The organism is Flavobacterium granuli (assembly GCF_031456055.1).
Lineage (GTDB): Bacteria > Bacteroidota > Bacteroidia > Flavobacteriales > Flavobacteriaceae > Flavobacterium > Flavobacterium granuli_A.
On record NZ_JAVDTX010000004.1, the window covers coordinates 134083 to 147478 of the forward strand.

The window sequence follows — 13396 nt, forward strand, 5'->3', positions numbered from 1 at the left end:
TTTATTATTTACAATTGTAAGCAGCAACATTTGTTGATGGATTCCACATTTCAGGTTTAGTAATATTTAAAAAATCAGCAAATACAAAAATATTTTCTTCCGTTTCATTGATACAAATTTTATCCGGATTTTCTTTGTTTTCATTTTTCAGAATATTGGTACTTATACCATCGTACGTAATTAATGGAATGCGTTTATTAGTTCGTTTAGGATCCTTAGCATTTAATTGTTGCTCTACAGCGACCAAAATTTTACCAATATGGTGTTCGTATGCAGGTTTTGGAAAAGCACCACCCATTTTCAATTCGTTATCATGAATTGAAATATTTTGAGAGATTGGAAAGTATTTATCATTAATTTTTTCACCTGCTTTTTCATCAACTGCAAATCCGGAAGCGATGGTTATTGCTGACGTATTATTGTTGACTATTTTATTATTATACAATTCAATATTGGAAGCCGCTAAAATGATCACACCGCTTCCCGGAGCCGCATTTCCTACACCCCATGAGGTGCCAAAACTTCCTGATTTTGCAAAATTACGCAAATTATTATCATGTATATTGTTATTGTAGGCTTTAACAAATCCGCCTCGTTTTGAAAGACCCGGTAAATCAAAAATCAAAAATCCTGCTGTATTGTCGTAAAATTCATTATCATACACATCAGCATGTGAAGTGTTTTCGATTTCGCAACCTGCTACATTTTTGACTGCTTTACAATTTCTTACTATCACTTTATCGGATTGACCTACATAGATTCCGGCATCAGATGATCCCGATGCGTAACAATTCTCTATTAATACATTTTTGCATAAAACTGGATAAATGGCATAGCCTCCACTAGTAGAATCAGCTACTTTCCAAGTGGCATGAACATCTCTTACCACCACATTGGTACTTCCGTTAATTTTAATCAAATCCCCTTTAGAGTCGCGAATACTAATGTTTTCAAATACAAAATCATTTACATTGGTTACACGAATTCCTTCTCCTCCTTGAGTTTGACTGGAAAAATCCAAAATTGTCTTATCATGACCTTCTCCTTTAAATGAAATGTGCTTTGTCAAAGCCATACTTAAATTCTCAAATTTATAAGTACCTGCTTTAAGTAAAATACTAGTGCTGTCTTTTAGCGATAAACATGCATCTATAATTTTACTTTCATCACCGGGATTAAAACTCAAATTAATTTTATAATTGTCTTCATTTGACTTGCAAGAAAATAACACAGTGATTACGCTTAAAAAAGTAATCATCCGAATTGAGGCATTTTTTTTCATTTTTTCAATTTTAGTTATAATTAATTTAAAGGACATTATATGATAAAGAAACATAATAAACGGCGCCAATACCTGGGTTTGCTGTTCCAGTATAATAATATTGATTGGTAATATTAGTTCCTCCTATTCTGATTGCGGAATTTGCTTTTACCAATTTATAACTTAGTTGGGCGTCTATAACAGCCGATGATGGAACTTCACCAGTAGCCATATTACCAGTTACTGCATATTCATAGCTTGGTTTGTATCTAAATGATGTACCAAAGGCAAAAAGTTGTTTTTTTCCAAATCCTGTATTCGTCAAATCCACATTTATATGATAGTTTGGCGTATTAAAATTTTTAACCTGATCATCATTATTATTGGTTAAATGATCGGAGTAGTAATTCACTTTTCCAATGAAGTTTTTTCCAAAATCAACAGATACACTGGCTGCATAACCGAAACTGCTTACGGTTTCTGCTCCATTTACAGCAATATTGTAACTCACATATTTTGATGGATCCTGGAATGCTGTTGGATCTGTTGATCCTGGGGTGTTCGCTACATCCACATAACCAATAAAATTTTCCCATTTTGAATAATACGCTAAAACATCTACTAAAAATATTTTATTGATCAAAGCAGCATAACCAACTTCAAACGAATTAACGGATTGTGGTCTAATGTCCTTATAATTATATATTTTCAATTGAGAGGCATCTCCCGAATTTTGATAATCTTGAACACTTTCTGCAGTATAAGGTTTATATTGATCAAAATGATATGTATCAACCAATAAAAGTTTAGAACCTCCAGAAGCATATTGATTCATGCCGATTAAAGTACTCTGCAATGCTTGTATATTGGAAGGGAAACTATAGGCATTTTGAAACGAAAAGCGCAAAAAGTTTTCATGGGCTACTTCATAAACCAGCGAAGCTCTTGAGGTCGTTTTAGCATCTTCAAACAATGAATTTTTATCTACTCTGAATGAAATTCCAATATTTAATTTATCATCAAGTACTTTTTTGGTTCCCGAAATATAACCGCTATACTCATTTACATTGATAGGTTTATCTTCATCCGGGAACAAGGTGTTTTGACTGTTTAAATTATATAATCTCCAATTCGCACCCGCAATTATATCCGCAAAGGTGATTAATTTAGAAAAATTATACTGAAATTCAGAATTGTACAATTTACTTTTGTCTGTAAAAAGTGTACCTCCTTGTGAAGTTGGAGTTGAGCTAATTTGATCTTTTAACGAGTTAAATTCAGTGCTGCCAAGTGCAGGTCTGCCAATATCGGCAAAGCTTCTCGCATCTAAATTAGCTTGGTCTACTGAAGCTCCACCAGCCAAAGCAGTTAGTAATCCCATAGTATATTGAGGGTACCATCCATCCCCTGTATTTGGATCATAACTTGGTTTCCAGGCTTCATTTATTAATTGAGCTGTAGGCCCGGCAATTAAAGTATTTCCAGAATCTTCGGTTGTGGCATAGGTACGAAAAAACCAATCGTCACTTTTCAATTCCGCTTTGTACTGAGCTACCTTAAAGTCTTTAATTTGATAACGAGTATCATTGGTATAAACTACTGTTCCTTGTCCCAAATTAACAGAACCAATGGCTTCTAAATTTGGTGAAATTTTATAACGCAATTCGGCATTAGCTTTAAAAAGTTTGGCATTATTATCCAAATAATTGTATTCGGGATAGCCAGTTCGGGCTACATTGTTTTCTTTAGTCAAAAGCGGATCTATAAGTGGTGCAAGGTCTGGATTGGCTGCCTTAGCTCCTTCTAAAAACGGATTGATATTAACGGAAGTGTTCGAGCCATAGTAATTAATTCCATTATAATTTGGATTCACTTCAATTGGCCCCATGCCATTTTTATCGTCTGCGTTGGTAGCAACCCAATCATTAGCATCGGTATATTGTGCACTTACTTTAAATGCCAGTCTCTCATTAATTTTTTTTGCCCATCTAAACGAATAATCACTGTACAACGACGGAGATACCGGGTCATTGCCATTGTTCCCAACATGATTTATTCCTTGAGTAACCTGAACACTTAATCCTTGGTATTTAAACGGATTTTTACTTGTTGTTACCATTGTACCATTTAAACCTCTGGAACCATATAATGCAGATGATGCACCCGAAAGGACCTCGATATTATCAACATCCAATTGATTTGGACCTAATGCACTTCCCAAAGGAAAATTTAGTCCTGGTGCCTGGTTATCCATACCATCCACAATTTGAGTAAAATTGGTATTTCCACTCGTGTTAAATCCTCTTGTGGTAATACTGGTGAAACCAATACTTGATACTGTTACATCAACTCCTTTTAGCCCCTGGACCATATCAATATAATTCAGTTGTGGTGAGTTTTTAATTTCTTTCAAACTTACTTGCTCAATGGTTACCGGTGAACTTAATTTTCTTTGCGCTACGCGGCTTGCAGAAGTAACTATAATCTCATCTAATGCCATTCCAGGATCCATTTCTATAACTAATGAAGAGGAAGACTCTTTTACTTCGACTTCTTTTGATTGAAACCCTAAACTTGAAACTACTACTGTCAAAGGGAATTCTTTACCTGACAACTGAAATCTACCATATTCATCAGAATAAGTACTTTCCTTTGCGTTCTTAATTTTAACTAAAACTGCCGATACTTTTTCTTTTGTTGTACTGTTAATAATTTTTCCACTGATTGTATTTTGTGCATTTATTACTGTAATACTAAAAAATAAAATAAAATTTAAAATTAAATAATGTTTCTTCATAGGTGGTAAATTTGGTTAAGTTGTTGGATTATTAGGGATTGAATTACAAACAGTACTATGAGCAAGAATAAATAAAATTTATCTTATTTGTCTAATTTATAAAAACCAATATTTTCTTGAAAAAGGAATTATTAATTTATAAACTGTAAAAAAAGATATAAAACTATAAAGCTCTGTTTTTAAACTCATTAGTAATTACATGTTTTTAAAATCTTTTTCTTACATAAAATTTGGAATTAATTTACAAAAGTGTTTTTTATATCACAATATATTACAACTATACAAAATAAAATGTTAAATAAATAATATTTAATCAAAATCAGCTAAATTATATGCTAGCATATAAAAAAAATACGTAAAGAACTACATAAATTGGAATTGATTTTAAAATCAATTCCAATTTATGTAGTCGACTAAAACGATTTTTAAGTACTCCAATTAAGAGTTTTAGCAGTATCAAAATTTCCCCCTAGTGGATGTAATTCTGTTTAAACAAAAATGAAACAGATAGGTACATAATTTCAATAGCAAATCAATTTTGTAATTTCATTTTATAAACAAAAAAAAACCTCGGAAGTATAACCTCCCGAGGAACTTTAAACCAACAAGTGTCAGTTTATAAACTAGATATCCAACAAATAACCAAATTATATGGTACTAGTATTTTAAATTACTTCACAGAAAATTTGAAAGTAGTTTTTGTTTTATAATTTTCTCCAGGACTTAAGACAGTCGTTGGGAAATCTTTTTGATTTGGTGAATCTGGATAATGTTGTGTTTCCAAGCAAAAACCAGTTCTGTGGGCGTATGTTCCGCCGTTTCTCATTGGTAAAGTTCCATCTAAGAAGTTACCGGAGTAGAATTGGATTCCAGGTTGGTCAGTATATACTTCCAATAGTCTTCCGCTTCCAGCATGGTAAGCAGAAGCTACTAAACGATCTCCTTTGTCTTGGTTGTTTAATACCCAGCAGTGGTCGTAACCCAATCCTTTTTTCAATTGATCGTCATTGGCTCCAATTTCTTTTCCTGCCAATTTCGGTTTTCTGAAATCGAATGGAGTATTGGTTACATCCGTCAATTGACCTGTTGGGATAAGCGTTGCATCTACAGGGACTAATTTGTCTGCATCAATAGTGATTTCGTGATCCAAAATTGGTTTAGAGAAATCAGATGACAAATTGAAATATGAATGTTGTGTTAAGTTCACAACCGTTTTCTTATCGGTAGTTGCTTCATACTGCACGTCCAAAGCATTGTCTTTGTTCAAAGTATAAGTAACAAAAACCGTTAAGTTTCCAGGATACCCTTCTTCCATGTCTTTGGCTACATACTTTAATTTTAGAGATGCAGAATCTCCTCCTTTAGCTTCCTCAGCAGTCCAAACCACTCTATGGAAACCTTCTGGCCCTCCGTGTAAAGCATTTGGTTCATTGTTGATTGCCAAAGAATATTCTTTTCCGTCCAAAGTGAATTTTCCTTTAGCAATACGGTTTCCGTATCTTCCGATAAGGGCACCAAAATATGGATTGGCTTTCTGGTATTGTTCTAGTGAATTGAAACCAATCACCACTTCCTCTGATTTACCCGCTTTGTTGGGTACTTTTAGAGAAGAAATAATACCACCATAAGTGATGATATTTACTTCCATTCCTTTATGGTTTTTCAAAGTATATTGGTCAATTTGCACTCCTTTGTCGGTTTTGCCATATACTGATTTTGTTATTGATACAGAATCTGTAGCATTAGTTTCTAGAGCAGTTTCTGCTGCGCCTTCTTTTTTCTCTCCTTTACACTGTACATTCATACTTGCTAAACTTAAAATGGAAATTCCATAAATACAACGTCTTACTAGATTCATATATTTTATTTTTTTGGTTTTTTAGTTATTTAAAAGGCTAAAGCCTTAAAGCCAAAAGTATAAAAATTTAATTCTATTTCTTCCGACTTTAAGACTCTATTGTATTAACCTAAATTATTATAGACCGTGTTGAAACAAATGGAAATAAGCTTCATTGGCATTGATCGTATCTTTGAAATTACGAATAGTGGTATTTGCATCGATTACCAATAATTCGATACCAGCAATATCTGCAAAATCTTCCATAAATTCAGTAGTTACCGCTTGACTATACACTGTGTGATGAGCTCCACCTGCAAGAATCCAAGCTGTTGCTGCAATATCAAGGTTTGGTTTGCAATCCCATAATACTCGCGCAACCGGAAGTTTTGGTAAATCGGCCATTGGTTTTACGGCAGTCACTTCGTTTACAATTAATCTAAAACGAGTTCCCATATCTACAAGTGATACGTTGATTGCATCTCCAGCTGGTGAATTGAATACCAAACGTGCTGGATCTTCTTTTCCTCCAATTCCTAATGGGTGAACTTCACAATTTGGTTTTCCGTCAGCGATAGATGGACAGATTTCTAACATGTGCGATCCCAAAACGTATGATTTTTGAGGTGTAAAGTGGTAAGTGTAATCTTCCATGAACGAAGTTCCTCCTTCAAGTCCTACATTCATTACTTTCAATGCTCTAACCATTGCAGCAGTTTTCCAGTCGCCTTCACCACCAAAACCGTAACCATCTGCCATTAAGCGTTGAGTTGCAATTCCAGGAAGTTGTTTCCAAACTCCTAAGTTTTCAAAAGTATCTGTAAATGCTCCGAAACCACCTTCTTCCAAGAAAGCTCTCAATCCCAATTCTATTTTTGCAGCATCTGCCAAAGATTGTCTTTGCGCTCCGCCTTCTAAAAGGGATGGAGTTAAATTATAAGAAGCTTCGTAAACAGCCAATAAATCGTTCAATTGTTTGTCGGTTACTTTTTCCATGTGTTTGGTCACATCAGATGAATCATATCCATTTACAGACATTCCGAAACGTAATTGAGCCTCTACTTTATCTCCTTCAGTAACGGCAACTTCACGCATATTGTCACCAATACGAGCTACTTTTAGGTTTTGAAGTTCGTTCCAACCTAGTGCAACTCTTGTCCAGTTTCCTATTTTGGTTTGAACGCGTTCGTCTTCCCAGTGACCTACAATCACTTTACGTTTTTTGCGCATTCTGGACATGATAAAACCAAATTCTCTGTCTCCGTGAGCGGATTGGTTCAAGTTCATGAAGTCCATGTCAATACTAGCCCAAGGAATTTCTGCGTTGAATTGTGTATGTAAATGACATAATGGTTTATTCAAAATGCTTAAACCACCAATCCACATTTTGGCTGGTGAAAAAGTATGCATCCAAGCCACGATACCAATACAGTTTTTGTTGGAATTTGCTTCCAAACATACATTCAAGATTTGTGCAGGTGATTTTACTACATCTTTGTATACCAATTTTACTGGTAATTTTGAGGATGCGTCCAATCCTTTTGCAATTATTTGAGAATGTTCGGCTACTTTTCTTAATGTTTCTTCACCGTATAATTCTTGGCTTCCTACTACAAACCAAATTTCTTTTTGAGAGATATCTATCATTTTTTATATCGTTTAAATCGTTTATTTGTTGAATTGTTTAATCGTAGAACGGCCGAATCGATTAAACGATTTACCGATTCACCGAATAAACGGTTATTGTCCGTAATACGAATCTTTTCCGTGCTTGCGTTCGTAATGCTTTTTGATTAAAGAATCTTTCAATCGAGGAGCATTAGGGTTTATTTGTAAAGTCAGATAGGCCATTTCGGCAACGACTTCCAATACTTTACTATTGTAAACTGCTTTGGCTGCGTTTTTTCCCCAAGCAAATGGACCATGGTTTCCTATCAGGATCATTTCTGTCTCTTCGTATGAAAGGTTTTTCTCTTTGAAACAGTCCAAGATTTGAATTCCCGTATTGTGTTCGTAGTTCCCTTCGATAAGCGAGTCGGCCATTGGAGTCGCGCACGGAATATCTGAAGTCAAATGGTCGGCATGAGTGGTACCAAAAATTGGAATATCACGTTGTGATTGTGCCCAAGCTACAGAATAGGTTGCATGTGTATGTGCTACACCGCCAATGTTTGGCCAGTTTTTGTATAAATAAGCATGTGTTTTGGTATCCGAAGACGGACGCATACTTCCTTCGATAATGTTATTGTCAAAATCGACAATCACGATGTCTTCTGGTTTTAAGTCTTCGTAAGGAACACCGCTAGGTTTGATGGCAAAAACGCCATTTTTTCTGTCGACTGCGCTAACGTTTCCAAAAGTATAAACTACCAAATTCAATGCATTCAACTGCATGTTTGCTTCGTAGCATTCTTGTTTTAAATCTTTATACTGTGAACTCATTGTGTCTTTTTTTAATAGATGGATCAGCATACGCGCTTAATTGGTCGTAAGCACAAAGCAATTTATTGTAAGCAGCTACTTTGTCAAGTTGTGGAGCATATTCACTTTCAAAAGGGCTTCCCATTTTTTGACTAGCTTCAATTACGTTTGGATAAATTCCAGCGGCAACGGCAGCATAAATAGCAGCTCCCAATGCAGGTGCCTGATCAGATAAAGCAACTTTGATTGGTTTGTTCAATACATTGGCCAAAGTCTGCATGATGAATGGAGATTTACGGGCTACACCGCCAATACCAATTACGGTGTCGATACGAACGCCTTCTTCTTCAAAACGATCCACGATTTTTTTAGAACCAAAACAAATGGCATTTACCAATGATTTGAATACATGCGGTGCTTTTGTTCCCAAAGATAAATTTGCAATGGCGCTTTTAAGTTCTTGATTTGCATCTGGAGTTCTTCTTCCGTTGATCCAGTCTAATGCGATTGGAACGCTTTCGGATAAAGGTATTTTTTCTGCTTCGGCTGTTAATTCTTTGATTAGATTGTCGCTGATTTCAGCTTTCAATTGTTCTTTTTGTTCAGCGGTCAAGAGGGTAGAAGTGGACAATAAATTTTCTGTTGGCCATAATAACAATTCTTTGTACCAAGCCAATAAATCTCCAAAAGCAGATTGTCCTGCTTCAAGTCCGATATAACCTGGAATTACCGATCCATCCACTTGTCCACAGATACCGCGAACTGTTTTTGTTCCAATAGATTCTTTGGTGTCAACAATAATATCACAAGTTGAGGTTCCCATAACACGAACCAAAGTGTGTTCGTCTATTTTGGCTCCCACCGCACCCGAATGTGCATCGAAAGTACCCACTGCAATAACGGTATCGGTTGAAAGTCCCAATCTAGTTGCCCATTCTTGGTTTAGATTACCTGCAATCAAATCTGAAGTATAAGTTTCATCGTATAATCTTCCACGAAGGGATGCCAAATAAGGATCTAGTTTTTCTAAAAATTCCTCTGGTGGCAAACCGTTCCAGTCTTCGTGCCACATTGCTTTGTGACCTGCCGCGCAACGGCTTCTTTTGAACGATTTTAAATCTTTATTATCAATAAGCAAATACGTCATTAAATCGCAGTGTTCCATCCAAGTATAAGCTGCTTTTTTTACAGCTTCGTCTTGTCTCGCAACGTGTAGAATTTTAGCCCAAAACCATTCTGATGAATAGATTCCTCCTTCGTATTTGGTAAAATTTTCTCCGCCCCAGTTGGCCGCCAATTCATTGATTTCATTCGCTTCATTTATAGCTGTGTGGTCTTTCCATAAAACCATCATGGCATTTGGATTATGTTCAAAACCTTTGGTCAGAGCCAATGGAGTTCCATCTTCGGCAACTGGCACTGGAGAAGATCCTGTTGTGTCAATACAAATGCTTCGTATTAATGAAGGATCTATTTTATTGTTTTCAACAATATATTTTATGGTGGTTTCCAATCCTTCGATATGATCTAAGGGATGTTGACGAAACTGATTTATTGTGGCATTACAATATTCTTTATTTTTCCAACGCTTGTAGTCACAAACGCTTGATGCTAATTCCTGTCCATTATCAGTGTCTATCAATACTGCACGTACAGAATCTGAGCCGTAATCTAATCCTATTACATAATTTTTCATCACAAATCTTTTTTTAAGATGCACAAATATATATATTATTATTTAATAAGTGTATAAAAAACACTTAATTTATTTTATACTAAAATTATTTCATTTTTAACTTTAAAACAGTAACAGAATAGGCAGGTACGCTCAATTGTGCTTTCTCAGTTTTTAAGGTATATTCGCTTTCTTTAGGGCTTATTTTTTTAGGCCTTTTAATTAAATTCGAATATCGGTGTACCGTTTTTATCAAATTTTAGTTTCATCATTCTCGCATGACGATTAGGATCATATAAAGGGTCTGCAATAATTTCTTTCAACGGTCTTTTATCTGTGGCTGGCACTACTTTTGGATCACCAACAGCTTTATCGTAATCCCTTGCATGATATATTACTAAAGGTTCTCCGTTTTCATCAACTGTGAAGGAGTTATGCCCTGGCCCATAAATATTTTTTGCTTCATCGGTTTTTAATACTGGATATCTAGATTTTTTCCAAGAATTTCTGTCTAGTAAATCAGCATTTTCGTCTGCTTCCATCATACCCATAGCGTAACAAGCACCTGTAGCGCTTGCCGAAAAAGTAATGTAGATTTTTCCTTTGTTTTTAATAACTGCTGGACCTTCATTCACCCAAAAGCCTATTCGTTCCCAATCATAATCTGGAGTCGTTAGCATGAATTGAACTGTTTTTAGTTTTATGGGTGATTCCATTTCGGCTAAATACAAATTAGAAGCTGCGAACTGTCCGCCTGTTTTTTCTGCCCAGCAGAAATAACGTTTATTTTTATGCTCAAATACAGTACCGTCTAGAGAAAAGTCGGTAAAGCTTTTTGGATCTGCATCAGCTGCTTGCATTTGCCCAAGTTCAGTCCACTTGTCATGTAAAGGATCTTGACCTGTACACTCCAAAACATAAGGTCTTAGTTTCCAAATATCTGTTTCTTCGCTAGCTGCAAAATACACGTACCATTTTCCATCTAAATAATGAATTTCCGGAGCCCAAACGTGACGGCTCATTGTTCCGCTTTTATGTTTTTCCCATACCTTAAAAGTTTCGGCATTTTGAAGTTCATCAATAGATTTTGCACGTCTTAACTCTATAGCGTCATAGGTTGGCACCGACCCTGTAAAATAGTAATAACCATCTGTATGCTTGTAGATAAACGGATCTGCCCTTTGTAATACAATAGGTTTGTTAGATGAGGTTGTTTTTGTAACAGTAGTTACTTCTTCTTTAGACATATCTTTTTGTACTTTTTTATCTGTACAAGAAGCAATACTTACCAAAACTACTGCTGAAAGTGCTAGGTTTTTTAATATGTTTGTTTGCATGTTATACTTGTTTGTATGAATTTAATTTTAGCGTGAAAATCAGATTTTAATTATTTTATTCTATTTTCGAATTTAAAGGTTCAGTCTTTCAAATCAATCCAAACTTTCATTTTTCCGACCCCTCTGTTCGACCAAGAGTAATACGGAATTGCTTTCAGTTTGTCTGTTTGAATGGTATTTACTCCTTCTAAAAGATTATTTTCTTTAACAACTTTGAAAGTGTCATTGGCATCAATAGTAATTTTGTCAAAATTGGCGGGATTGTCTATTTCTTCGATAGCATATACAATCGGGCCGTATTCCAAAGCTACTTTCCCAATGTTGCCTTCCACTTTTTCACTTGTAACCACTTCTTTTACTTCCATTGGGAAATCAAGTGTTATGATTTCGCCTTTTTTCCATTTTCTTGTAATGGTAATGTATCCATTATCATCTTTGTATTCGGCAGGTTTTCCATCTATCGTAAGCGTAGTTTTTGCGGAAGCAGCACTTTTGTAAGTGTATAAATCTCCTGGCAGAACTTGGTTTCTGGCCCAGCCAGGGATTCTTAGTTTTACCGTGAATTCACTTTCTTTTTTAGGAGAAACAGTTATTGCAACTTTACCGTCCCATGGGTAATTCGTTTTTTGCGAGATTTCCAGTTCGGTTTTGTCTAATGTGATTTTTGCTGTATTAGAAGCGTATAAATTCACGTAAAGTTCGTTTTTGCTTGTAGAATAAATCAACCCCGGAATGGAAGGAATAAAACGGATCAAATTTGTTGGACAGCAGGAACAGTCAAACCAAGATTGGCGGGTGCATGAACCTCTATTGTTTTTGTGAACTCCATCAGATTCCAGAGCATTAGGATAGAAAAATTGTTTTCCGTCCAATGAAATTCCCGAGATTAATCCGTTGTATAAAGAACGTTCGATTACATTAAAATAATCTGAGTTTCCCGTCATGTTGTGGAGTCTGTGGTTCCAATACACATCGCCAATCGCTGCACAAGTTTCGTTGTAAGCGGTTAAATTTGGTAATTCATAATTTGCTCCAAAGGCTTCTCCGTCATGTATCGCACCAATACCGCCAGTGATGTACATTTTTTTGTTGACCATATTGGACCATAAAGCATTCACTGCATTTAGATAGTCCTTGTCGTTGTATATCGCGGCAATATCAGTCATTCCAGCATACATGTACACAGCTCTCACGGCGTGCCCCACCGCTTCTTTTTGTTGGATTACCGGGATGTCATCTTGTGCATAAGCACCGTATAGTTTATGGTTTTTTGGATTTCCTCTATTATCCAGATAGTATTTGGCTAATTTCAAATAGGATTTATTGTTGGTAATTCTATAAAGATTTACCAAGCCGGTTTCAACAATTTGATGACCTGGAACGCCGTGAATCTGATCAGGATTGTCGCCAAAAGTGCGCACTAACATATCGGCAGTTTTGATGGCTATGTCCAAAAAGTTTCTTTTTCCGGTTGCTTCATAATGTACTACCGCGGCTTCTATCATATGTCCAGGGTTGTACAACTCATGGCTGATTTGCAGGGATTCCCAACGTTTTCCTTCAATAACTGGTACCCAAGGAGCTGGCGGTTTTGCTGGATTGATAGTTCTCCATGTGGTTATGTACCCATCTTTTTCCTGTCCCACTTTGATAATTCCAATAAGGGAATCTAATAATTTTTCCAGCTTAGGATTCGGTTCGCTTATCAAAGTATTTGAAGCGCCTTCGATTATTTTGTATACATCGGTATCGTCAAAAGGCATTTGTCCTTTTACTTCTCCTTTCATCTTTCCACCTGCAATCAAGAAATTGTCAAGACGTCCCTCTTCCTCACATTTGTGAATGGCGTATTCGATGGTTTTTTCTTGAACTCTTTTGATAATCGGCAACCAAAAAGCATCTGTTAGTTTTACGTTCTGAATGTTAACTGGCGTTATGACATATTCAGAGTTTTTGGATACAGTGTTTTGAGCATTCATAGTGCTCGAGAGCGATAATGAAGCTAAAAGAAGCAGTGTGTGGTTTTTTAAATTAAAAATTTTCATAAACGGTTTTTATTAGCAAGCGG

At 35.8% G+C, this 13396-nt stretch carries 8 protein-coding genes; all 8 read right to left on the reverse strand.

Features of this window, described 5'->3' with window-relative positions:
* Positions 1-4: 4 nt before the first annotated feature.
* A complete protein-coding gene (locus J2W95_RS09620) occupies positions 5-1282 on the reverse strand; it encodes a parallel beta-helix domain-containing protein (protein ID WP_310006359.1) in 1278 nt (425 codons plus the stop codon).
* 25 nt (positions 1283-1307) lie between these two features.
* Positions 1308-4058 (reverse strand): TonB-dependent receptor, encoded by a 2751-nt coding sequence (locus J2W95_RS09625; protein WP_310006361.1) that lies wholly within the window; start codon positions 4056-4058, stop codon positions 1308-1310.
* A 670-nt stretch (positions 4059-4728) separates the two neighbouring features.
* Positions 4729-5916: an aldose epimerase family protein gene (locus tag J2W95_RS09630; RefSeq protein ID WP_310006363.1), complete on the reverse strand. Its 1188-nt coding sequence runs from the start codon at positions 5914-5916 to the stop codon at positions 4729-4731.
* A 117-nt stretch (positions 5917-6033) separates the two neighbouring features.
* Complete coding sequence (gene araA, locus J2W95_RS09635) at positions 6034-7542, reverse strand: L-arabinose isomerase (protein WP_310006364.1); 1509 nt, start codon at positions 7540-7542, stop codon at positions 6034-6036.
* Positions 7543-7635: 93 nt separating this feature from the next.
* A complete protein-coding gene (locus tag J2W95_RS09640) occupies positions 7636-8337 on the reverse strand; it encodes an L-ribulose-5-phosphate 4-epimerase (protein WP_310006366.1) in 702 nt (233 codons plus the stop codon).
* The gene (locus J2W95_RS09645; protein ID WP_310006368.1) at positions 8321-10012 is read right to left on the reverse strand and encodes a ribulokinase; all 1692 of its coding nucleotides are present in this window, start codon (positions 10010-10012) and stop codon (positions 8321-8323) included. The genes J2W95_RS09640 and J2W95_RS09645 overlap by 17 nt, the downstream gene beginning before the upstream one ends.
* Positions 10013-10209: 197 nt before the next feature.
* Positions 10210-11328, reverse strand: a complete 1119-nt coding sequence (locus tag J2W95_RS09650) for a family 43 glycosylhydrolase (protein WP_310006370.1) — start codon at positions 11326-11328, stop codon at positions 10210-10212.
* Positions 11329-11408: 80 nt separating this feature from the next.
* Positions 11409-13373 (reverse strand): glycoside hydrolase family 127 protein, encoded by a 1965-nt coding sequence (locus J2W95_RS09655; protein WP_310006372.1) that lies wholly within the window; start codon positions 13371-13373, stop codon positions 11409-11411.
* Positions 13374-13396 lie beyond the last annotated feature (23 nt).